17 protein-coding genes, 1 tRNA gene and 1 pseudogene are annotated in these 22,458 nt (G+C 50.2%); 9 read left to right on the top strand and 10 right to left on the bottom strand.

Annotated elements, in window-relative coordinates; all coding sequences use genetic code 11:
- On the bottom strand, positions 1 to 1,279 hold a 1,279-nt coding region (locus B2118_RS04215; RefSeq protein WP_428053464.1), incomplete at its 3' end, for a FeoB small GTPase domain-containing protein.
- Between the two features lie 151 nt (positions 1,280 to 1,430).
- On the opposite strand from B2118_RS04215, the gene B2118_RS04210 reads away from it, so the two are divergent.
- Together B2118_RS04210 and B2118_RS04205 are read left to right on the top strand one after the other, a co-directional pair.
- On the top strand, positions 1,431 to 1,601 hold the full coding sequence (locus tag B2118_RS04210; protein ID WP_428053463.1) for an indolepyruvate ferredoxin oxidoreductase subunit alpha: 171 nt from the start codon (positions 1,431 to 1,433) through the stop codon (positions 1,599 to 1,601).
- A 762-nt stretch (positions 1,602 to 2,363) separates the two neighbouring features.
- Positions 2,364 to 4,325, top strand: a complete 1,962-nt coding sequence (locus B2118_RS04205) for an ankyrin repeat domain-containing protein (RefSeq protein ID WP_428053462.1) — start codon at positions 2,364 to 2,366, stop codon at positions 4,323 to 4,325.
- Positions 4,326 to 4,442: 117 nt separating this feature from the next.
- Here B2118_RS04205 and B2118_RS04200 read toward each other — a convergent pair whose 3' ends face one another.
- From B2118_RS04200 to B2118_RS04175, 6 genes are all read right to left on the bottom strand, one after another.
- Positions 4,443 to 5,894: an FGGY family carbohydrate kinase gene (locus B2118_RS04200; protein ID WP_428053461.1), complete on the bottom strand. Its 1,452-nt coding sequence runs from the start codon at positions 5,892 to 5,894 to the stop codon at positions 4,443 to 4,445.
- Positions 5,891 to 7,804, bottom strand: a complete 1,914-nt coding sequence (locus tag B2118_RS04195) for an LTA synthase family protein (RefSeq protein WP_428053460.1) — start codon at positions 7,802 to 7,804, stop codon at positions 5,891 to 5,893. Before B2118_RS04195 ends, B2118_RS04200 begins: the two co-directional genes overlap by 4 nt.
- A gap of 1 nt (position 7,805) precedes the next feature.
- Positions 7,806 to 9,005 (bottom strand): RecB family exonuclease, encoded by a 1,200-nt coding sequence (locus tag B2118_RS04190; protein ID WP_428053459.1) that lies wholly within the window; start codon positions 9,003 to 9,005, stop codon positions 7,806 to 7,808.
- A 134-nt stretch (positions 9,006 to 9,139) separates the two neighbouring features.
- Positions 9,140 to 10,051, bottom strand: coding sequence for a hypothetical protein (locus B2118_RS04185; RefSeq protein ID WP_428053458.1), 912 nt, complete (start codon positions 10,049 to 10,051; stop codon positions 9,140 to 9,142).
- Between the two features lie 542 nt (positions 10,052 to 10,593).
- Positions 10,594 to 10,665 (bottom strand) — tRNA-Arg (locus B2118_RS04180).
- A gap of 65 nt (positions 10,666 to 10,730) precedes the next feature.
- Positions 10,731 to 11,393, bottom strand: a complete 663-nt coding sequence (locus B2118_RS04175; protein ID WP_428053457.1) for a type IV pilin protein — start codon at positions 11,391 to 11,393, stop codon at positions 10,731 to 10,733.
- A 295-nt stretch (positions 11,394 to 11,688) separates the two neighbouring features.
- On the opposite strand from B2118_RS04175, the gene B2118_RS04170 reads away from it, so the two are divergent.
- The 7 genes from B2118_RS04170 (at position 11,689) to B2118_RS04140 (ending at position 19,628) form a co-directional block, all read left to right on the top strand.
- The gene (locus B2118_RS04170) at positions 11,689 to 13,383 is read left to right on the top strand and encodes a diphosphate--fructose-6-phosphate 1-phosphotransferase (RefSeq protein WP_428053456.1); all 1,695 of its coding nucleotides are present in this window, start codon (positions 11,689 to 11,691) and stop codon (positions 13,381 to 13,383) included.
- A 92-nt stretch (positions 13,384 to 13,475) separates the two neighbouring features.
- A complete protein-coding gene (locus B2118_RS04165) occupies positions 13,476 to 15,542 on the top strand; it encodes an Eco57I restriction-modification methylase domain-containing protein (protein WP_428053455.1) in 2,067 nt (688 codons plus the stop codon).
- Positions 15,543 to 15,564: 22 nt separating this feature from the next.
- Positions 15,565 to 17,358, top strand: coding sequence for a sulfatase-like hydrolase/transferase (locus B2118_RS04160; protein ID WP_428053454.1), 1,794 nt, complete (start codon positions 15,565 to 15,567; stop codon positions 17,356 to 17,358).
- A 57-nt stretch (positions 17,359 to 17,415) separates the two neighbouring features.
- The gene (locus B2118_RS04155) at positions 17,416 to 17,775 is read left to right on the top strand and encodes a DUF805 domain-containing protein (RefSeq protein WP_428053453.1); all 360 of its coding nucleotides are present in this window, start codon (positions 17,416 to 17,418) and stop codon (positions 17,773 to 17,775) included.
- Between the two features lie 54 nt (positions 17,776 to 17,829).
- Positions 17,830 to 18,624, top strand: coding sequence for a hypothetical protein (locus B2118_RS04150; protein ID WP_428053452.1), 795 nt, complete (start codon positions 17,830 to 17,832; stop codon positions 18,622 to 18,624).
- Positions 18,625 to 18,639: 15 nt separating this feature from the next.
- A complete protein-coding gene (locus B2118_RS04145; protein ID WP_428053451.1) occupies positions 18,640 to 19,230 on the top strand; it encodes an HDIG domain-containing metalloprotein in 591 nt (196 codons plus the stop codon).
- A complete protein-coding gene (locus B2118_RS04140; protein WP_428053450.1) occupies positions 19,227 to 19,628 on the top strand; it encodes a DUF805 domain-containing protein in 402 nt (133 codons plus the stop codon). The genes B2118_RS04145 and B2118_RS04140 overlap by 4 nt, the downstream gene beginning before the upstream one ends.
- A 25-nt stretch (positions 19,629 to 19,653) precedes the next feature.
- Here the strand turns inward: B2118_RS04140 and B2118_RS04135 are convergent, their stop codons facing one another.
- From B2118_RS04135 to B2118_RS04125, 3 genes and pseudogenes are all read right to left on the bottom strand, one after another.
- The gene (locus tag B2118_RS04135; RefSeq protein ID WP_428053449.1) at positions 19,654 to 20,388 is read right to left on the bottom strand and encodes an SIR2 family NAD-dependent protein deacylase; all 735 of its coding nucleotides are present in this window, start codon (positions 20,386 to 20,388) and stop codon (positions 19,654 to 19,656) included.
- A gap of 13 nt (positions 20,389 to 20,401) precedes the next feature.
- Positions 20,402 to 21,727, bottom strand: coding sequence for a hypothetical protein (locus B2118_RS04130; protein WP_428053448.1), 1,326 nt, complete (start codon positions 21,725 to 21,727; stop codon positions 20,402 to 20,404).
- A 469-nt stretch (positions 21,728 to 22,196) separates the two neighbouring features.
- Positions 22,197 to 22,287: pseudogene (locus B2118_RS04125) on the bottom strand (type IV pilin protein); the annotation flags it as partial.
- Between the last annotated feature and the right edge of the window lie 171 nt (positions 22,288 to 22,458).

The raw sequence follows: 22,458 nt of genomic DNA, 5'->3' as shown, positions 1-22,458 counted from the left end.
GGATACCCATTACCGCCGGAACCTTGCACCCAAAGCCCAACATAATGGGCAGAGAGCCGTACCCGTGCAGGCCAACCTTATGGAGCAAACTATCCAAAAGTACAGCCAGGCGCGGCAAGTAGCCCAAATCGCCCAAGAAGCCCAACAGCGCATAGAACGCCAACACATAGGACATTACGTCAATAAGCGCAATATGCAAGCCGTCAGTCAGCACGCCAAAATAGTTTTCGCCGCCGTCGCCTAGCAGGAGCATCCCAAACGCGTTGTCTTTAATCGCGCTGAAAATATGCTCCAAGAACGGAACGTAATAATTTTCATACAGCGGGTCCAACAGGTCAATAATATTTTCACCCACAAAACGGACCAAAAAGAACGACAGAATAAGCACACACAGCGCAATCGGCAGGCCCGTTACAGGCGTGGTCGCCCAGCCCTGCAAATGCTCCAAAAAGGACGCGTGTTTGTGCTTAATGGTTTGCACCTTTTGGATAATGCGGCCGATAATGTGCCATTTTTCTTCCGGGTCGGCGGGAATATTCAAACTGCTCAAAACGGCTTCGTGCGAAGCAATCCGCGCCGCTTGATAGGAAAGTTCCTTTAAGCCCTCGCCCGTCGTGGCGACCGTGGGGATGACCGGGATGCCCAGTTGCTTTTCCAGTTCCTTTACGTTAATTTGAATCCCTTTGCGCACGGCTTCGTCATACTTGTTTAACAGAAGGATAACGGGCTTTTTAAGTTGCATAATTTCCAACAGGAAATACAGGTTGCGCTCCAAGTGCGAAGCGTCCGCCACGCATACGATAAAATCGTACTCCAATTCTTTAAACAGGTTATGTTTTTTGCCTTCCAATACCCACTCTTCTTCCAGGCGGTAGAGGCCGGGAATATCAATGATATCGTAGGACTCGCCGTCAAACACAGTTTGCCCGTAGTTTAGGCCCACCGTCGTACCCGGGAAGTTGGAGGATATAATGCCGATACCCGTCAAGCGCGAGAAGATAAGGCTCTTGCCCACGTTGGGGTTTCCGGCCAACAGAAAGGTATTCTTTTTAGCGGTAACGATAATTTTTTTAGCAGTTTCGCGCCCGAGAGCAACCTCGGTGCCCGAAACGCTGACAACCACCGGGCTGGACCCGGGTTTGCGGGTAATAAATTGTCCGCGGACGATCCCCATAGCCGCTAATTTTTCGGCCATTTTGCCATCCGTTTGAATCTCTTTAATCTGGGCGGTATTGCCCGGTTTTAAAGAGTATAAAGTGCGGGAAGTTTCTTTTTCCATAAAAGTTAGTTTTTCCTTACTTTTATATTTTACCAAAACCGCCCTATGAATACAAGGCCGCGGCCCCGACGGGAGGGGAGACCCCATACCCGCCACCAAACAATTTTGGTATAATTTATATACAAACTTAACCTAATAGGAGACTTATTTTATGGCTTATAAAGTAAATCCGGATGTTTGCATTAACTGCGGTGCTTGCGAATCTTCTTGCCCCGTAGCCGCCATCAGCGAAGTGGACGGCAAAAGACACATTGATGCTTCCAAATGCATTGAATGCGGTTCTTGCGCCGGCACCTGCCCGGTGAGCGCCATCGCTCTGTAAGCGCTGCGCAAGCAGGGCAGACTTGCTCCCGCAGTCCGCAGGACCCCGGTGAGCGTGATTGCTCTGTAAGAGCGTAACTGCTAATTGTTTTAAAAACCCGCACTTTTACGAGTGCGGGTTTTTATATTGTTGTTATTGTTTCTTTATTTAATAACACCAGATCCCCGAGCGCTCCGCGCCGGCATACCCTCGGGGATGACAACTTTATGAAAAAAACAGGGACACGCTCCGTGTTGGGCAACTTTCAAAAATGCTGGCATAAACAAGCACTTTCCGCTTCTAGTTGTTCTGCGGGTCTTGCCCGCATATAAAAGGCGTATAAGGCGGAGGAGTATTTTTACTTGTTTGAGCCTGGTAAGGCAAGTTGTAAAAATACCCGCCGTTACTGCCTTTTATGGGCGCTGACCCGCCACTCTTTTTCGTTCTTTTTCTTGTGCAAGAAAAAGAAGAAGATATTTTTGCTTGGTTTTTCTGTTTAGAAAACAAAAAATAAAGAGCCGGGGGATGTGCCCGGCCCTTTTGTTCAGAACCGTTCGGGGGGTAAATCGAAAGGTTCTGGGGGATAAATCCGTCGGCCTTTACTGGCCTTTATACTAACTATAATACAACCTAGTACAAAAAAAAGCAAGTCCTATGTTAAAAATTTAGCATTATTTAGGTATAATTCTTTCAGATTACCCCAAAAACCCACTTCCGTAAAAAAATTTAAAACTTTTCCCTCTGCATTGGTTATAATATAATAGTTGGAGGGAGATTATATATATGAAAAAACTAGGACTCATTTTTGTCTTCACACTAGCCGTCAGTCCGCTTGTGGCGCAAAACGCCGACAGCCAAGACGACTACTACACAGGGTATGAAGGCGTGGTCTTGGGTGAACGCACCCCGCGTTCCGCCACCGACGCCATCGCCCAGCAAGCCACGCAAGTCCCCGGCGATATTTACCGCGGAACCTTGTTTGGCGCCGAACAAAAGAAATACGAGGGCGACACCTTGGGCAATCGCCCGCGCGCCAAGACCAAATACGTCTATGATACGTCCTTGGTCCGCGCCGTCAAAATCAGCGATGTGGACCGCGTGCGCACGCTGATGTACGCCAACGTAAACGTAAACGAAAAAAACTACGCAGGGATTACGCCGCTTACCATTGCCGCTGAAAAGGGCAATATGGAAATTATCAAAATGCTCGTGGAAGACGGTAAAGCCGTTGTAAACGACGCTTCCAGTTACGGCGTAACGCCGATTATTTCCGCCGCGGCCGCAGGCAATACCGAAGTGGTGGCCTACCTCGTCAAACACGGCGCCGATGTAACCGCCAAGGACGATTTGGGCAAAACCGCTCTTATTTATGCTTCGGGCACGGACAACGCCAAATTGATTTCCAATTTAATCGCGCTTGATAACACGGCGGTAAACCTGCCCGACAACGCGGGTAACACGCCCCTTATTTATGCGGCGCAAAAAGGGTTAAACAACAACGTAAAGGTCCTTTTGTCTCACGGGGCTATGGTAAATTACCGCAACCCGGCCACGGGGCTTTCCGCCCTTTCCGCAGCGGCGGCCGAAGGCCATAGCGACACCGCCCGCCTGCTCGTCCGCACGGGTAAAGCCGATGTAAATATTGCGGATCTTTCGGGTCGCACGCCGATTTTCTACGCCGTAGAACAAGGGCAGGCCGATACGCTTCGCAACTTGCTTTCCTTGGGTGCTGACGTAAACGCCAAGGACAACAACGGCGTAACCGCGTTAATGCGCGCCTCTTCCAAAAACCAGCAAGAGTGCTTGAACATTTTGCTCAAACAAAAAGGCATTAACCCCAACGAAAAGGATTTTCAAGACCGCACCGCTATCGTTTATAGCGTTTACGCTACGGACGTGGCCCCCGCGCAGGCGCTGTTAAAGGCGGGTGCGGACATCAATTCGCGCGACCGCGAAAACAACACGCCGCTTTTGTCGGCTATTAAGGCTAAAAACGACAAGACCGCCCTGTTCCTCATCCAGCAAGGGGCCGAAGTCAGCGCCGCCAACAATAATGGCGAAAACGCTTTTACGCTTACGGACCAATATTTGCCGAACTCTTTAACGGCTAATGTATTGGGCGTTAAAAAGGCCGAGGTTGTTCAGCAAGCCTTGCAAATCCAGGCGCAAAAGCAGGCCGAAGTGCAAGAATTGGAAAACCAACTTGCGCAAGACGAAGCCCGCGTACAGCAGATAAAAGAGGAAGAACTGGCCCAAGCCAAGGCCGCGGCCGAAGCAAAAGCCGCCGAGGTCCGCGCGCAAGTGGAACAGGAATACCAAAACGACCCGGAATTGGAACGCTTGCAAAAACAGTTGGAAGAAGCCAGAGCGCAAAAGGAAGCGGCTATGGAAGAAGAAATCAACCGCCGCTTAACGGCTACCGATACGCAAGTAACCGAAGCCACCGCCGAAGTGAAAGCGCAGGGCGAAGAAGCCGTGCAAAAAACGCAGGCTGCCACGACTGCCGCCCAAACCAAGGCCAAAGCGCAAGCCGTAAAAGCCAAGGCTACGGCGAACAAGGCAAAAACCAACGCCACCGCCAAAAGAAACACGGCCAAACGCCGCGCCACGCAGGCCCGCAGAAATGCGGCCGCCCGCAAAACGGCTGTAAAAAAATCTGTTGCTAACACTCAGGCGGCCGCAAAAGCCACGGTGGATGCCGCCACAGTCAAACCGCAGGAAGTAAATATGGCGGACGTACTGTAAGGATGTTTTAGACGCATAAAAAGCCCCGCTTCGGCGGGGCTTTTTTAGTTTAGCCGGGGTTCCAAAACCCCCGCTTAAAAAAGCGGGGGAAAATTAGTAAGCAACCAAGCGCACAAATTAACGAGGTTGCGCTTTGCACCAAGTTAAAAAGGCCTGCCATTTTTGGTGCAAGGCGAGCGCCGTCTCCGCCGTTATTTTTGGAGCAAAGGTGCGCGGGCTATCCGCCGGCGTCTCTTGCAACGGCTCGCCAAGATAATCAGCCGCCAAGCGCGCCGCGCCCAAGGCCGTACTTTCGGTTTCATCGCTTTGCATCAGCGGAACTTGCAACAAATCCGCCTGAAATTGCATTAAATAGGTGAGGCGCGTAAGCCCGCCTGATACCACCACTGGACCATTAACCGCCACCTGATTGGCCCGCAAATAGGCCACAATATCGGCAAGCAAAAACGCAATTCCGCGCACGGTTCCGGCCACCCAATCGGCCTTTTGGGTAAGGGGGGACAAACCCGCCGCTACGGGCGACAAAGAAAAATCCCAATACGGTGCCCCCAGCCCACCCAAGGCCGGAAGCAGCCACACCGGGGCCTTGGAAGAAGCGCATAAGCCGTCCAGTTTTTTATCGTCTATGGAAAGCCCCTGCGCTTTTAGCCATTGGAGCGCGCTCCCCGCCGCATTGACGGGGGCTTCTAATAAATAATCACTTTGCCCGGCCTTAGAGGACGCTGACAAAGATGTTAGCACGCCTGGCAAAACAGTTTTTTTTCCGTGCCCCACATTATGGAGTAAAAACGCGCCCGTTCCGTAATTAATAAGCGTATGCCCGGCCTGTAAACGGCCCCACGCGGCGGCTTGTTGGTCGCCCGCACACACGCAAAGGGGGATTTTTATCTGCTCAAATTCGTACACGCCGTAATCCGCTGCACTCGGGCGGAGTGCCGGCAACGATTCAAACGGCACGCCAAAGGCCTTGCACAGATCCGCGCTCCACGTTTGCGTGCGGATATCCAAAAGAAGCGTCCGCTGGGCAAGCGTAGCATCCGTGGCAAAGGTTTTGCCGCCCGTTAAATGCCAAATAAAATATGAAGGAACCGGGCCAATAAGCAAATTGTTTTCGGCGAGCACCTGCTTAACCACCGGGCAGTTTTTAAGGCACCAGGCAATTTTGGGCGCGGAAAAATACGGCGTTTTATATAGGCCCGTTACCGCGTGGATTTCCGGCTGGCTGACGGGGGCGTTTTCCGCTTCCGCCGCCGCGCGGCCATCCTCCCAAGTGAGCACCGGGGCCAAGGCTTCGCCCGTTTGCTTATGCCACAAAACCACCGTGGAACGCTGACCGGCCACGGAAATACTGCGGACATTTTGCGGCCCGACCTGCATTAAAAGGGAATTTAAAACGTTTTTCTGCGCGCGCAGGAGTTCGGCCCCGTCATAATAAGAAAGGCCGTTTTGGGGGCGTTTTGGCGCAAGTGCAAGGCTTTTGTGCGCCACGGCCTGCCCGGCTTGGTTAAAGGCCAAGGCGCGGCAAGAGGACGTACCCAAATCCAGCGCAACAAACAGGTTTCCACTCATTGCGCGCTCCCGGCGGGCTTATACCAGCGGTTTTCTTTGAGCAGCGTATAGGCGGCCTTGTCCAAGGACAGCAAGGTTTCTTCGGCCTTTTTGGTATCCATACCGGGCGTGGCGGATAAAATCTTTCCGCCGCTGTGGCGCATTTCGCCGTCCGGAGTAATAAGGCCAATATTCACGCCCTCGGACACAAGGGCCACCCGCTCCAAGGACGTATCAAACATATCCCGCCCAAAGGCCGTATAAGCAGGCGTAAGGCCCGTCAAACGGTAGAGTGTGGGAATTAAATCTAATTGAGAAACGATTTGCTTGGCTTCCCGCCCTTTAAACAGTTTCGGCGCGTAAATAACCAGCGGAATACGGAAACGGTTTTTTAATGAATCGTCCGCAGGGCCGCCCGAGGTATGGTCCGCCACAAAGACAAAAACGGTATTATCAAACCAGCCATCCTCTTTGGCGCGCTTTAAAAACTCGCCGATAGACCAATCAGCAAACGACAGCGTATTTAAGAAGCCGTGTTCCCACGAATCGTACGGATATTTATCAAACTGCGGCAAGGTGGAGGCAAACGGTTCGTGCGTAATGCCCGTAAACACCATACCCATAAAATTCTTTTCTTGGCGGTTTTTAATTTTATCCGCCGCGAACATTAAGGCGTCGTAATCGTAGCCAAAGGGGGCGCGGTCCTTGTATTTTAACAGTTCGGGGATGTCCTCCCAGCCGTAACTGTCCTTTACGCCCAGGTACGAGGCCAGCGCGCACAAGCGGTAAGAGTCGCGGTGCGAGGTCTGTGCAAAAAAGGTGTAATAGCCCTCCTGCGAAAAATGCTTCGGCATAGGGGAAAACGAAGTTAGTTCCAGCCCGTAGCCAAACATCGGCAGCCCGGGCACCAGTGGCACACCCGCAAACACCGCCGCAAAGCCAAAAATACTGCGCAGGCCCGCCGCATAGGCGTTCGTAAAGTTCACGCCGTTTTTTAAAATATCGTCAAATACCGGGGTAGCGCCAAAGTTTTGGCCGGATAAACCGTCCACATAATAGGGGTGCCAACCTTCCAAAAGCACAATCATTACGTTGTAACCTTTTGCAAGCGGTTTATCGTCCGCTTGGGCTTGACGCATAAGCGGATAATTTTCATCTGGCACGGTTTCGTCCTTGGCTACAAAGCGTTTTTGCGTGAGTTCTAGGGCTTTATCCGCCGGGAACGCGTTGGAAATTTCCATTGCGCCCTTTCTGCCCACCTGATAGGCCGTAAACGCGCCGTTTAGCGTAAGCGCGGCGGCGGCGGGGGAAACGGCATAATTATACACGTCAGCCACGCCCAAGGACTTGCCGCGCCCGATGTGTCCGCGGATGCCTAAAAAGGTAAGCAAAACAATCAAAAATAAAATTTCACCCGTGCGGATTTTGCTAAAACGGTTAGCCTGAAAATGCGTATCCGTATAGCGGCACACCGCGCGCACCGCCCACGCAAAGCCGCCCAACAGAATAATAAGCGGCAGCCAAACCTGCGTAAGCATATACTTTAACACATAGCCCCAGTCGTTGGCCACCTGCACGATTTCCTCGGCAATGTGGCGGTTTACCTTGGGGAAATAAATCAAATCGCCGATTAAAAAGCCCGCCGCAAAAATCAGTTCGGCCAGTAATACGCCCACCCAAAATTTCACCCAGCCGCGTCCGCGCACGGGCAAATTGAGCAAAAACAGCACCGGCCCCATAAAAAGGGCTATTACGGAAAAATCAAAGCGGAGCCCATTTAAAAAGGCGGAAAAAATCTCCGTCCCAGATAACGCGCTGAAAAAATCGCGGTTTAACAAAAAAAGTGCCGCGCGGGCCACGGTAAACAGCAGGGCCGCCGCCAGCACGGTAAAAAAAGACCACTTCAAGCGAAAATCCGTTTTTTTTATCATACTATTCCGCCTTGGTTAAATTTAAGTTAATATCCTCTTCTTTTTTGGCAAACGCCTGTAATTTGGCCTTGGCCTCCGCGGGGACGGACGCGTCCGTTAGTAGCCCGGCCACTGTGCTTTGCGTAGGCACCAGCACCTTGGCCAACAATTTTAACGTGCGCAAAAGTTCCACTACTTTCTCTTTATCGGTAAATTCCAACTTTTCCACGCGGGCAAGTTCAGCCTTGTATTGCTTGCCGAAATGACGTTCAAAATTATTTTTGCGCATTAGCGAAATGATTTCCTTTTGCAAGGCCTTGGCTTCGTCCAATAGCGCCCCGCAACGGTCAATTTTTTCGCTCAAAATTTCCTGCTCGCTCTTAGGTTGTTCGGCGGGGGCGGGCGTTATTTTACGCGCCGCAAAGCCCGTCGGCCCGGTGTATTCCTTACCCGTAAACACGGGGCAAATGTTACGGTAATCGCACCAGCGGCATTGGTTTTCGCCGGGGGTGGGGGCAAAATTGCCCGCGCGGATATTGTCCGCCACCTTTAAAACGCCTTGCCAAAATTCAAAAATTTCCTTGTCCTCGGCGCGCTCAAACGTCATTTCGTGCAAGGTGGGCAAATGGTAAAAACTCAGTTGCGCTACGCGGATTTCCTTTACGCCCGGGTCCTTCTGCTCCACCAGTGCGCGGATGGCGGGAGAGTTTTCGGCCACTTTTTGGTACATATACAGTTGGTCTGGCTCGCGCTGGACGGTTTTGCCCGTTTTATAGTCCAAAATTTTAATTTTACCGTCGCCCAAATAATCCATACGGTCCAAAATGCTAATCAGGCTTAGCCCGTCAATATCCAGGGTACTCTTCATTTCTACGGACAGAGGATGCGCAAAAGTGGCCGCGTTTTTGGCGTAATAGGACTCAATAATCCGCCGCCCCTCGGCATATCCGGCCAGTTCTTTTTCAAGCGACGCGTAGCCCTTTTGCTCGTAAGTGGTTTTATTCCAATGGTTTTCAAAAAACACCAACGCCTCCGCCAAGGTGGGAAAAACCGGGTTCGCCGGGTTATAAATGTACTCCATTACCTCGTGCAAAGCAGAACCGAACGCAAAGTAATACTTGGGTTGCTCGGGCAACATATGGACGTAGCGGAATTTATACTTCTGCGGGCATTCCTTATACATACCCATTTTAGAATAAGAAAACGATAAATTTCTGGCCATAAAATACTCCCAAAATGCAGTTAGTTTATTTTACCATTTTACAGAGTCAAACGCCGCTAAAAAACGCTTTTTGGATACTCCCAGCACACCACAAAAAAGCCCCGCTGAACGCGGGGCTTTTTAAAACTATTCGGTTAGTTAAAACCAATTCTGCGGCGGGGCGCCTCTTCCTTGACCATAGAGGGCAAGCGGACTTTTCCGCGCAGGTATTTTACAAAGTCCGTTTTAACCGGGTAGGTATCCAACTTAGCGGCTACCAACGTCAAAGCGTCTTTGTATAAGGAGGGATAAAGATTCATTAAATCCACCAAATCCGCCGCGGCTTGGGCCGCTTGTTTGGAAAGTTTCGCCAGTTCGCGGTCAGCCTTTTTCACTTGGTTGCGGTAAAAGCGTTTTTCCATTTCCGTTTCGCTAATCGCAACTTTTTTGTTGGCAGCCAGTTTTACCTCTTTCAACTGGGTAATAGTTTGTTCCATAAAGCCTAACTTTTTGCCAAGCGCCACCGCAAGCATATTTACCTCTTCGGGTAATTCCTCATATTCGGGAACTAAGGCCACCACTTCGCGGAAGAAAGCGGGGGACATATCGGGGTATTCCGTCGGCTTGGCCGATTCAGAGAGCATCCCCGGGATGTTCGCGTCTTTTTTAGGCAGGAAATTCGGATTGCGTTCCACCAACAACCTTTCGCCCCATTGGGCTTGCGATTTTAGGGCGCGTTCGTTAAGGCTGGCAATCAAGGCAGCCGTTTCAACTTCTAATTTTTCCAGCACCAGCAAGCGTTCTTGCGCAGCAAGTGAAGCATCCGTTAGAATCTGGGCCACTTGTTGGCTGTGTACTTGGCGGGCAATATCCAAAGAACGGCTGACCAAGGCATATTGCTGTTTAAGCACTTTGCTGGACACGCGCGGCGCCGCAGGTACGCGGGTTTTAAACGCGGTAGCAACTTTCTTTACTTGTTTTGCTGCAACGACAGGAGCTTTACCGGCTTGGGCAGAACCAGGAACCGCCAAGCCCAGTAACAGCAGGGCTAATACGAGTTGTTTCATTTTAGGTACTCCTTCTTTTGTTGTCAGTTTAATTCGGGTACACTTTCACTATACCAAGTTATACCCAAAAAATCTACTATTTTTTACGCAAACACCCTATAACATTTTTAATAGCATAGTTTTTCTTGTTCAAAATGAACAGGGCCAAAAGGCCTAATTACGCATAGGTCTTTGGGCCCAGATAGGAAAATATGGGGGAAATATACTCGCGGCCCCGCCCGTCCTGCTCGCCTTTCGGCCCCTGGCCTCAAACTCGTATAAGGCTCCGGCTTTCGCTTCCTACCTCCGCATAAAGCAGTTTATGCGGCTTTGGGGGTAAATAAAAAACCCGCTTTCGCGGGTTCTATATTTACCTTTAAGGTCATCGGCCACTAGTCGCCTCGTTGACCCTCGGCGCTCGCGGCCCCGCCTCGCCATACTCGCCTTTCGGCCCCTGGCCTCAAATTCGTATAAGGCTCCGGCTTTCGCTTCCTACCGCCGCATAAAGCAGTTTATGCGGCTTTGGGGGTAAATAAAAAACCCGCTTTCGCGGGTTCTATATTTACCCCCAATAGGAATCGAACCTATATCCCCTGCTTAGAAGGCAGATGCTCTATCCATTGAGCTATGGGGGCGCAAATATTTTTATATAGATTATTTTACAAAAAATTCACGCAAGTTTCAAAATTTTTCTTGCAGTCTAGGGCAACCAATAGGATGTACTACTGCCACTAACCAGCGTGCCACCCATACTTTTGCAAACACGGTGAGCCAAGGAGGAAGAAGTATCATTAACAATACAATGTCGCTCCCCTGCATAATTGGGACTATGCTCTAAATACTGTAAATAGGAAATAGTCAGCACCCCATTTAAATAAATTTTTCCGTCAATACGGTCTTGCCCATTTGTATGCCAACCACCGGCACTTCCGGCATTATAATCGTACTCAATATTGCCACAATTCAAGCGGCCCTGCCCTATTTGTCTGCACCCATTTACGTCCGAAATATCTAGGAGCGTAATGTCATCCGGCGCGTAGGCTCCGTTGGCTAAATAATACACCTCAGCCGCGTTGGCAATGGTTTTGACGGTAGCCATTGTGCTGGACAGACGGCTTTTTAACACGGCCACCTGATACTCCGGCACCGCCACCGCCGCCAAAATGCCGATAATAAGGACAACGACTAATAATTCTATAAGGGTAAATCCTGCTGTTGCCGTGCGGCTACTTAGGCTAGTGGCGTCATTCCCGAATGTCGCAGTCGGGAATCTGTCGTTTTTCTTGTTTAATAACAATGGATCCCCGACAGAAACCTTCGGGGATGACGGCAATAAACGACAAATCTTGTTAAATTCTTTCATTTTCTCTCCTTTTTAAGACATTTATATTTTAGCAAAAATGCCTTTTGTACGCGTTTTTATACGGTGAATACATCCGGGTACACCAACAACAATTAAAATTTTAACAAAAAAAATGAAACAACCCCTTTTAAAAAGGGGCCGCGAACGAACCTTTGTTCCAACAAAAAGGCCCTGTTCCTTATTTTTTCGGGCCCAAAGAAATATCCTATTTTTATATTATTTGATTTTTCCCAATACACACCGGGGGAATTTTGTATAATAAAAGTAAAGATTTTATCTTAACAGGAGAAGAGTAATGCCTACTAAACATACCGCTAAAAGCGTTTGTTCTCATCTTCAAAAGCACCGCTGCAAATACCAGCCCGTGCTTCCCAACATCCTTAAAAAAGGCCCCGCGGCCGTAAAACCCAAATTGGGCAAAGCGACCAAAAGCGTAGCCGACCAAGCCGCCGTAAAACGGATTTTCCCCAATACCTACGGCTTGCCTGAAATTACCTTTGTAAAAGGCTCCAACGCCGCCGCCTGCAAAAAGGCCGTGCGCGTGGGCGTAGTGCTCTCCGGCGGCCAGGCCCCGGGCGGCCACAACGTAATCGGCGGTCTGTTGGACGGGCTTAAAAAAGCCAATGCCAAGAATAAACTTTTCGGTTTCTTGGGCGGGCCCAGCGGCATCGTAGAAAACAAATTTATTGAAATTACCCCGGCCCTGATGAAGGACTACCGCAACACCGGTGGTTTTGACCTTATCCAATCCGGCCGCACCAAAATTGAAACGGACGAACAATTAAAAGCCGCCAAAGATAACCTCTTGGCCAACAAAATGGACGCGCTCGTGGTAGTAGGGGGCGACGACTCCAACACCAACGCCTGCGTAATTGCCGAATATTTAAAACAGCAGGGTGTGGACATCTCCGTTATCGGCGTGCCGAAGACGATTGACGGCGACCTGAAAAACAAACAAATTGAAACCTCCTTTGGTTTTGATACCGCCACCAAAATTTACGCCGAACTCGTGGGCAATATTGAACGCGACGTCAATTCCGCGCGCAAATATTGGCACTTTGTCCGCCTGATGGGCAGAAGCGCCTCTCACATTACCTTGGAAGTGGCCTTTAAAACGCACCCCAACGCCGTGCTCATTGGCGAAGAAGTATTAGCCAAAAAGATGACGCTCGGCCAAATTGTGGACGATTTGGCTAAACTCATTGCCAAACGCGCCAAAGCGGGCAAAAACTACGGTGTGGTGTTGGTGCCGGAAGGCTTAATTGAATTTATCCCGGAAATGAAGGAACTCATCAGCGCGCTTAACGACTCGCTGGCCGAAAACGAAGCCGCCTTGTCCAAGATGAACACCGTGGCCGAAAAGAAAGAGTTTATTATCTCCAAACTCCCGGCCAAACTCGCTGAACTGATGAAATCCTTGCCGGCCGGTATCGCCAGCCAGTTGATGTTGGACCGCGACCCGCACGGCAACGTACAGGTTTCCTTGATTGAAACCGAAAAGTTGCTGGTGGAAATGCTCCGCACGAAACTGGCCGAAATGAAGAAGGAAGGCAAATATGACGGTAAATTCTCCGCTATTACGCACTTCTTCGGTTACGAAGGCCGCTGCGGTATTCCGTCCACCTTTGACGCAAACTATACCTATGCCTTGGGCTACAACGCCGCCGTTTTGGCGCTTAACAAATGCTCGGGCTACCTCTCTTCCGTGCGCAAACTGACCAAAAAGGCGCAGGATTGGGAATGCGGCGGTATTCCGTTGACGATGATGATGAACATTGAACGCCGCAAAGGTAAAGAAAAACCGGTCATCAAAAAGGCCCTCGTGGAACTCAAAGGCGAACCCTTTAAGCACTTGCTTAAAAACCGCGCCGATTGGGCGGAGTTGGACCTTTACACCTTCCCCGGCCCGATTCAGTTCTTCGGCCCGGACGAGGTAACGAATATGACCACGTTCACCTTGCTCTTGGAACAGGGCAAAAAGGTCAAATAAGCATTTTAATATGCACCAAGGCGGGCTAATGTAAAAGGCCCGCCTTCTTATTTTATATTCTGTGCTAAAATAAAGTAACGGAATTTTTATATATGGCTTCGCGCACACTTGCAAAACTGATACGCCTTTGCCGCCGGGAAAATTTTTCATTAGGCGGCTTATATAATGCCTTGGCGCACCAATTAGCGGGGGATAAAGCCCCTGCGTGGGGTGAATTTCTGCCTAAAAAGCCCCTCGTGCCGCCCGCTGTTGCGCGCGAATTAAAGCAAGCGGATGTGGAACCTAGGGATTTAGGTTTTTTACAGGCCCTGCTCCAAGCGGACGGGCGCGAAAAAGGCGTTTTTTACACGCCGGATACGGTGGCACAGCACCTGGCCGGGCAAACGCTCTTTTACGCTTTATGCCGCCAAGCCTCTTTGCCGCCCGAAGAGGCCCGCGCACTATTAAATGGCGCCCAGACGGCGGACTTAAAAACGCTTACATTTTTAAAAAATCTCACCGTGTGCGACCCGGCCTGCGGAACGGGCAATTTGCTAATTCCTTTCGCGCAAAAATTGGCGGATATCCTCCAACGGGCCGAGCCCCAAACGCCTTACGGGCAAATTTTAGCGCAAGTCGTCCGCCAAAATCTTTATGCGGGGGATATTTCGCCGCAGGCGATTAGTACCTTTAAATTGCGCCTGGCACTTTTGCCGGGGATGGAAAATCCCTTTAATTTCCCCAATTTGCGGGTATTGGACGCGCTTTCCGCCTCCAACGGGCAGACCTGCTGGCAGGCGGAATTTCCCGCCGTATTTTCTAAAAAGGGCGGGTTTGATGTGGTTCTTTCCAATCCGCCATACGTCGGACAAAAGAATCACCGGGAAATTTTTGAATCCCTGCGGCAAAACCCGCTCTGGCAAGATAAAATTACGCCCAAAAGCGATTTGCTCTACCTGTTTTTTTATTTGACGCTTCAAATTTTGCGCCCGTCCGGCACCGCGGGCTTTTTGACTACGCCCTACTTTGCTACCGCCCAAGGGGCCGCCCTCTTGCGCCAGGATTTAAGAGAAAATGCCGCCTTTTTATATTTGCAGGACTTTGGCGAGCAACGGCTCTTTGCCGAGGCGGACGGACACCACAGTTTAATAAGTATTTTTGAAAAGGGCCACACCAAAGCACCCTGCGCCGTAAACGGCACGCCCGTGGCGCAAGGAGCGCTTTTTAACGGAGAAAACGCTTATTTACTTATCCAAACCGGGGGAAATTTACAGGCAGTACTTGCTAAAATGGCAAGCGTTCCGCGAACGTTAAAGGACGTCGCCACCGTTACCAACGGGCTAATGACGGGGTGCGATAAAATTTCCGCCGCCCATTTGAAGAAATTTGCGCTTCCCAGCGTGGAAAAAGGCGACGGCGTGTTTGTGCTGTCGTCTCGCGAAAAAAACGCGTTAAACCTCTCAGAAACCGAACAGAGCAGATTAAAACCGTTTTTTAAAAATTCCGATATTTTTCCTTATGTCGCGCGCCAAATTCCAAACCGTTGGCTGATTGATTTCTTCTACCCCGGGGACAAAAATACCGATTTTTCCAACTATCCTGCCCTGCGCGCGCACCTCAAAAAATTCGCCCCGGTTTTGCTCGCCCGCAAGCAAAACAACAACGGCATAGACAAAGCCTTAAAGCGGGGGGAATATTGGTTCGGCTCCGTGCGACGAAAAATGGATTTTGACGCGCCCAAACTGGCCGTGCCCCAGCGCGCCGTAAAAAACACGTTCGCCTATACGCCCGGCCCGTGGTACGCCAGTTCGGATGTATATTTTATCTCGGTCCCAAAAGGCGTTTCCCTGTGGTATTTGCTGGCCCTGTTTAATTCCGCGCCGTATTACGCTTGGCTTTTTTACAAGGGCAAACGCAAGGGCAATTTGCTGGAACTCTACTCCGCCCCGCTGAACGATTTGCCCGTACCCGCCGCCGCACAGGATGATGAAGCCGCGCTGGAAGCGTTAGCCAAGCAAATTTACGGTTTAAAAACCAAGCACCCGCAGGCAGACACGGAACCGCTGGAAGCGCAAATAAACCGCCTGGTGGGCAAGGTTTTGGCCCTGACCGGGGACGAAACGGCGCAATGCGTATCGTTTTTACGCCGTCAGACGGCCCCCAAAAAAGATATAATTTAACAAACCCCTGCAAGGAATTTTTATGAAGATTAGAAACCTCTCTCTTTTTGCGCTTATTAACTGGCTTTTGTGGTGTATTTTATCCCTTTTTTACTTTAAAACGGGCGGTTTTGCGGGCGACTTTTACGGCAGCCTCTTTACCGCGTTTTTTATCCCGGGGCATATTTTGCTTTTTGCCTTGGGGCTTTTTATATTATCGCTTCCGTTCCGCCTGATTGGCCCGCGCGCCCTGCAAGCGGCGGCTACCGTGTGGGGGGGCGTTTTCTCGCTGTTTTTTGTGCTGGACATTATTGTCTATTCCCAGTACCGCTTCCACATTAGCCCGGCGATGCTGGAACTCTTCTTTGGGCCGGCGGGGCGGGAAATTTTTATGTTCCCGGCTTCTACTTGGGCAATGGCCTTTACGGGCCTGGCGGTTTTGTTCGCGGCCGAGTGGGGGCTAACACTCCTCAGCAAAAAATTTACACTCTCTAACAAATTTCTTATTTGGACGGGCGTATTTTTTGTGCTTATTTCGCTTGGATATAACGGTTTATTTGCGTGGGCCAAGTTTATGATGGTTCCGTCCATTACCGCCCAGCGCGACAGACTCCCGTTTTCAAATCCTCTTTCCGTCAACCGCCGCCTGCGCAAAATGGGTTTTGAGCCCAAGCGCGAGCCTTACGCCCTGCCTGCCCGCGGGGATTTAAATTACCCCTTGCATACACTTTCCTGCGCGCCGGACAAAAAGCAAAATGTGCTTATTATTTTGGTGGAATCGTGGCGCTCTGACAGTTTTACGCCCGAAATTATGCCCCGCTTAACCCAATGGAGCCAGCGCGCGGGCGCCCATTACTTTGCCAACCATTTAAGCGGCGGGAACGCCACCGAAGCGGGGGTATTTTCGCTGTTTTATTCTATGCCCTATGCGTATTGGAACGATTTTACCAGCCGCCACCTGCCACCCGTTTTGGTGAGCGAAGCGCAAGCCCTGGGCTACACGCCTGCTGTGTATAGCAGCGGCAAGTTAAACAGCCCCGCCTTCCACCAAAATGTGTTTGCCGCTATCCCCAATTTACGCCTGGAATCCAAGGGGCAAACCAAATGGGAGCGGGATATAGACGCCGTGCAAGACTTTGAAACTTTCTTGGACAAGCACAACCCCAAGGAGCCGTTCTTCGGCTTTGTGTTTTTGGACGCTCCGCACGGGAGCGATTCGCCCAAGGAGGACCAAATCTTCAAACCCGCAGGCGAAGCGATGAATTACCTGCTTTTAACCAAAAACACAGACCCGACCCCGTATATGAACCGCTACAAAAATTCCCTGCATTTTACCGATAAAATGATAGACCGCCTGCTGACGGATTTACAAAAGCGCGGACTTTTAAAAAACACCTGGGTTGTTTTGACCGGGGACCACGGGCAGGAAATTAACGACACGCGCCACAATTTTTGGGGCCATAACAGTAATTTTGCGAAATATCAAACGCACGTTCCGCTTTTTGTGTGGAGCCCGTCCGATGCGGACGCCCAAACACTTACCTACCGCACCAACCATTACGATGTTGCGCCCACTATTTTAACGCACGTTTACAACTGCACAAACGCCCCCGCGGACTACTCCATTGGCGCAGATTTGTTTGACAGTACCCCGCGTCCGTTCAGCCTTATTTCCAGTTACACCAAAAAGGCCGTTCGCACCGGGGATAAATTAACGGTAATGGACGCTTACGGAAATCTGGAATTTTACGACGAGAACTTTACCCCTATTTCGGACGGTGCGGACGCGGCCCAAGTGGGGGAAGCGTTTAAGACGTTTGCCAAGTTTTACAAATAACTTGAAACGCGGCTAAAATTTGTGCTATAAATTAAGTAGTCGTTTAAAGGAGAAAGTATGAACGTAATTAACACCTATTTTTTGGATGTTTTTAAAAAGCACTATGTAGATTTTAAGGGCCGCGCCACCCGCAAACAATACTGGCTGTATGTATTGTTTACCGTGGTTGCGTTATTGATTTTAGCCGTAGTGCTTAGTTTCTTTGGCAAAGTTGGCCAAATTATTTTCAACTTGTGCCAGTTGGCTATTTTCTTGCCGTCTTTGGCTATTTTGGCCCGCCGCCTGCACGACACCAACAAAAGCGCTTGGTGGATTCTTTTGAACCTCGTGCCGTTCATTGGTGGAATTGTGCTTTTTGTCTTTGCCGTGCTTCCCAGCAACGAAGGCGAAAACCGCTTCGGCCCCGCCAACAACTAATTTGCAAAAATACCGCTTCCGCTATGGGGGCGGTATTTTTTTGCCCGCGTTACTATGAGAACTTACCGCCTGATTTTAGCGCTTGTTTTGCTGGTCCTGGTTTCGGCCGGAGCCTATACGGCCTTTATGTATGTATATACCGAGCAAAAATTCATCTTGCCTCAACTCTTAACCGAGCCGTCTGATTTCGCTCTCGCCGCGCCCGCCAAACAGATTTTATTTTTGCACCAAGTAAACACTCCGCGCCGCGCCCAGAAAAAGGAGGATAAATACTCCGGTTTTGAACTGGATTTAATCGCCGTAACCGAAGCAAACGGCGAGCGGCTGTATGTGGCGCACGACGAAAAACAACTCAAAAACCGCGTAAAACTGGCCGATATTTTTTCTGCTCTGCGCGCCCCTGCGGAAAAATACTGGTGGCTTGACATCAAAACGGACCTCACGCAGGCGGACATAGACTACATTTTAAATACGTCCAAGGCCTTTCATATTCCGCAGGACCATTTGTATTTGGAGGCCAACCCCGGCCCCACGGCCAGGCTGATTAAAAAGAATAACCTAAATTTGCTTTTGCAACTGATAGACGGCTTTGAAGTGGACGGGCAAAACGAAAAAACCCGCACCGCCATTAACGAAGCGGCCCTAAAAGAGTGGCAAGAATACAAGCCCGCCGCGGTATCGGCCAGTTTCGGCAAATATATCTATTTAAAGGCCTATTTTCCGAATATGCCCAAGGCTATTTATTATTCCGCTACCGTGCGCCCCAGCCTTAAAAAAACCTTTTTAAAACGCCGTATGGCCGAGGACCCCTCGGTACAGATTTTTATGGTAGATGAATATACGTTCTAGGAGTCTTTTATAGTTATGCACACACATATTACGCGCGAACAAGCGTTAAACTTACTTAAAAAATACAACCAAGAGCCCTTTCATCTCTTGCACGCGCTTACGGTAGAAGCCGTAATGCGCCAACTGGCCGAGCAACTAGGCTATAAATCCGACGCCGATTTTTGGGGCTTGTGCGGGCTGTTGCACGACATAGACTTTGAAAAATTCCCGCAGGAGCATTGTAAAAAGGCCCCCGAACTGTTGGGCGAAATTAACGCAGAGCCCGAACTGGTGCACGCGGTTTGCAGCCACGGATACGGCATTACCGTGGACGTCAAGCCGGAGCACGAAATGGAAAAGGTGCTTTTTGCGGTAGATGAACTGACCGGGCTTATCGGCGCGGCGGCAAAAATGCGCCCGTCCAAAAGTACGCAAGATATGGAAGTTTCCAGCCTGAAAAAGAAATTTAAGGATAAAAAATTTGCCGCCGGCTGCTCGCGCGACATTATCAAACAAGGGGCTGAAATGCTGGGCTGGCCGTTAGAAGATTTGTTTGAAAAAACCTTGTCCGCTATGCGCGCAACGGAAAAAGCCGTCCAAACCGAAGCGGAGGAACTTGCCAAATGAAATATTTAATTAACCCGCTAAAACGACTGTTTGACTTTAAGGGCCGCGCCAACCGCAAGGAATTTTGGCTTTTTATGTGTTGGTATATTGCCCTGATGCTTGCCGCCTGGTTTATCGTAATGTTTCTTTGTATGATTATCGGCACTATGTTGTATAGCGACCCGGGAAGCCAAGAGGGGGTAGGCTGGATTGGAGCCATTATTTGTATTGTTGGGTCCTATTTAGGGGCATTGCTTTTACCGCTTTCCCTGCGCACGCGCCGCTTGCACGATATCGGGATGAGCGGCTGGTGGCAACTATTGCTACTTGTGCCCTACTTGGGCGGGCTTGCGCTGTTTATTTGTATGTTACTCCCCGGCACCGAGGGGGAAAACCGCTTTGGGGAACAACCCCGCTAAAAAGGGCGGCCTAAAAGCCGCCTTTTTATAACTTCATTTCCTTTTCCAACTCGGTAAAAAACTCGGTGGCCTTCATCGGGTAGTACAAATCCGTAATGCTCCCGGTAAAGGCGGAGGCCTGCGGGTTTACCTCTATAATCTGCGCGCCGAATTGCTTGGCCGTAAGCGGCAGACTGCAAGCGGGCATCACCTGCCCCGCCGTGCCCACAATTACCATTACATCGGCGTTTTGGGCCATTTCCAAGGAGTTTTGGTAAGCCTTAACGGGGATACCCTCGCCATAAAACACGAAATCGGGTTTTAACACCCCACCGCAAAAGCAACGCGGGGGAACATCGTCTAAATTTACATCTTCTAAATTATATTTCCGCCCACAGGACAGGCAGGAAAGCGTTTTAATCGTGCCGTGAAATTCCTGTACATTTTTAGACCCCGCCTTTTGGTGCAGGCCGTCTATATTCTGCGTAATCACACCCTTTAACAGCCCTTTTTGTTCCAATTTGGCAAGCACTTTATGCGCCGCGTTGGGGTCAGCCTCGTCCATATCGGTAAAAAAGATTTTCTTCATTTCTTCCCAGGACTCTTTGGGATATCTTTCAAAAAAATTGATTTCAATAAATTTCGGGTCATACTGGTTCCACAAACCACCAGTCCCCGTAAAGGGCGCAATGCCACTCTCTACGCTAATGCCCGCCCCGGTAAAGGCGACCGCGTAACGGGCGTTTTTTAATAATTTTGCCGCTTCTTTGATAGTTGCCATAAAAATATTGTACTTATTTATCCACCGAAAGGGGGGATTTTTCGGCGGTCTTCATTTCGGCAAAATACTTGGCCGCCTGCGTAGCCGTTAGTTGCACCAAGCGCACCTGTGCCACCCGGCCCGAAGCGTTATATTGCACGCGGGCCGTGCGGTATTGTTTGCCGCGGCGCGCAATAAATAGCCAAGAGCCCTGCCGGATTCCGCCCGCTTTCACCATCCCGCGGGAATAAATTTCGTCCGCCTCGCCCAAGGAAGCGGCGGCAGTTCGTGTATCGTCATCCAACGCATCCGCCTGACGGACGCTTTCGTAAAGCATTGCCTTGGTCGTGGGGGAAGCGGGCATAAGGCTCCACCTCTCTAACACGCCCGGCCGAACGCGCAATTTGGTGGGGGTATTTTTCGCAACCTTTTGCACGCCGGACACAAAGGTTACGCCATCCCCGCAAAAACTGGTAAAGGTACGCGCGGTGTGCGTGTAACGGTCTAACAGGATAATCATCCCGTCCACCTCACTGCATCCCAAGGGGTCGTAGAGCCGCTTCATTATGCCGGAAACGGGCTCGGCGGTTTTGTACAAAGGGTCCACACTTATCCCCGTGTATTCGTCCGCCAGACCAAAGGCGTGGCCCATTTCGTGCGTAACCGCCGCCAAATAGGTTGGCCCGTCATACGAGTACAAGCGGTTTAATATCCACAGGCGGCGTTGGTCGTCCGACGAGTAATCGGGCGCGGTAGTGCGGGAAAGCACTTTTTTGGCATTAGTCAAAATATCTTTTTGCTCGTCTGAAAGCCCGGTTTGAGACAAATTTTCCTTATCGCTTGGGATACTGGCGTAGCGGGTTTGCAGACAGATAAAGGGTTTAGCGGGGGGCATTTGCTCGGTGTAAAAAGAGGAAGTCCTATGAAAATGGCCCTCGCAATAGGCCGCAGAGGCCAAGACCGTAATGTCGGCCTCTTGCGCGTTTTTGCGCGCGAGGAAGAACGCCCCGGCCGCCGGGTGCTTGGATAAATCGCACGGTACTTCGGTAAATTTAGCCCCTTTTAAGAGGGGGAGCAAACCCGCAAATTCCTTACTGCGCCCCGCCGCTTCTATATGCAGGGCAACGCCGCGGGTCCACTCGTTAAGGGCGGCCTGGGTTTGGAGCGCAAGGTCCGCAAGAGGCGCGGTAACGGTTTCAAAATCGCCCTTTTGCACGCAATACGTAATCGGCTGTTTTTGGACTAATTTATCCGCCAAAAATACCGCCCGTTGGGTGGATACATTTTCCAAATGCCCAAACGGAGCCGCCGCGGCCACCGCGGATGCCAACAAAAAGGATAGCGCACAAAGAAATTTCATACTTATAGTATATCCGTCTATGCTATCCCGTGCAAGGGCCCAAAGGCCTAGGCGTATTTAGGCCCTGTTAAATATTTTTACCAATTAGCCGCCAGCGTTTTACACTTATCCTCTTTGCCATAATTATTGCACATATGCCGCCACGCACCACTGGAATAAATAGACTCCAACCTAAAATAGTCATTATTGTTAGTAACACCAACAGCAATAGAGCAACTTCCATCATAACAGGATGCATCTAATCCAAACTCCATACCGCCATTTTTCCAAAAGCAACTAGACCCACAACTATCTAACATAGATTTGGGTAAAGTTATATCCAACACATCTGTTTGATTGCCAGGACAAGAAGAGATATTGTCCCCAAAGAAGTTAATACAGGCGTCTGGATTAGCCAAAAAATATACGGGAATTGCTTTTTCCAAAGAATTTATGATAGTCATTGCCTCAACCAACCGGCTTTTTTCCACCGCTTTGGTATATTGCGGCAGTGCCACCGCCGCTAAAATACCGATGATGAGTACGACAACTAGGAGTTCAATTAAAGTAAAACCCGCCATTGCTATGCAAGTATTCGCCGTGCGTCCACTTGTTGTTAGGGCGTCATCCCGTAGTGTTTGGCGGGCCGCCAGGGTGCGGCCCGCAGTGTTATGGGAGCGGTCGTTGTAGGTGTCATCCCAGGCGTGGACCTGGGATCCAGTCTGTTTATTAGAAAAACTCCTTATTTTATT

This window comes from Candidatus Avelusimicrobium stercoris (assembly GCF_002437085.1).
In the GTDB taxonomy this organism is placed as follows: domain Bacteria; phylum Elusimicrobiota; class Elusimicrobia; order Elusimicrobiales; family Elusimicrobiaceae; genus Avelusimicrobium; species Avelusimicrobium stercoris.
This window is presented reverse-complemented; position numbering and strand designations above follow the sequence as displayed.

Bases quoted from the DNA above. Each gene is read 5' to 3' on its own strand.
- B2118_RS04145 (WP_428053451.1), top strand. From the start codon at position 18,640: ATGCACACACATATTACGCGCGAACAAGCGTTAAACTTACTTAAAAAA.
- B2118_RS04170 (WP_428053456.1), top strand. From the start codon at position 11,689: ATGCCTACTAAACATACCGCTAAAAGCGTTTGTTCTCATCTTCAAAAG.
- B2118_RS04205 (WP_428053462.1), top strand. From the start codon at position 2,364: ATGAAAAAACTAGGACTCATTTTTGTCTTCACACTAGCCGTCAGTCCG.
- B2118_RS04195 (WP_428053460.1), bottom strand. From the start codon at position 7,804: ATGATAAAAAAAACGGATTTTCGCTTGAAGTGGTCTTTTTTTACCGTG.
- B2118_RS04140 (WP_428053450.1), top strand. From the start codon at position 19,227: ATGAAATATTTAATTAACCCGCTAAAACGACTGTTTGACTTTAAGGGC.
- B2118_RS04185 (WP_428053458.1), bottom strand. From the start codon at position 10,051: ATGAAACAACTCGTATTAGCCCTGCTGTTACTGGGCTTGGCGGTTCCT.
- B2118_RS04190 (WP_428053459.1), bottom strand. From the start codon at position 9,005: ATGGCCAGAAATTTATCGTTTTCTTATTCTAAAATGGGTATGTATAAG.
- B2118_RS04175 (WP_428053457.1), bottom strand. From the start codon at position 11,393: ATGAAAGAATTTAACAAGATTTGTCGTTTATTGCCGTCATCCCCGAAG.
- B2118_RS04130 (WP_428053448.1), bottom strand. From the start codon at position 21,727: ATGAAATTTCTTTGTGCGCTATCCTTTTTGTTGGCATCCGCGGTGGCC.
- B2118_RS04165 (WP_428053455.1), top strand. From the start codon at position 13,476: ATGGCTTCGCGCACACTTGCAAAACTGATACGCCTTTGCCGCCGGGAA.
- B2118_RS04200 (WP_428053461.1), bottom strand. From the start codon at position 5,894: ATGAGTGGAAACCTGTTTGTTGCGCTGGATTTGGGTACGTCCTCTTGC.
- B2118_RS04155 (WP_428053453.1), top strand. From the start codon at position 17,416: ATGAACGTAATTAACACCTATTTTTTGGATGTTTTTAAAAAGCACTAT.
- B2118_RS04210 (WP_428053463.1), top strand. From the start codon at position 1,431: ATGGCTTATAAAGTAAATCCGGATGTTTGCATTAACTGCGGTGCTTGC.
- B2118_RS04160 (WP_428053454.1), top strand. From the start codon at position 15,565: ATGAAGATTAGAAACCTCTCTCTTTTTGCGCTTATTAACTGGCTTTTG.
- B2118_RS04150 (WP_428053452.1), top strand. From the start codon at position 17,830: ATGAGAACTTACCGCCTGATTTTAGCGCTTGTTTTGCTGGTCCTGGTT.
- B2118_RS04135 (WP_428053449.1), bottom strand. From the start codon at position 20,388: ATGGCAACTATCAAAGAAGCGGCAAAATTATTAAAAAACGCCCGTTAC.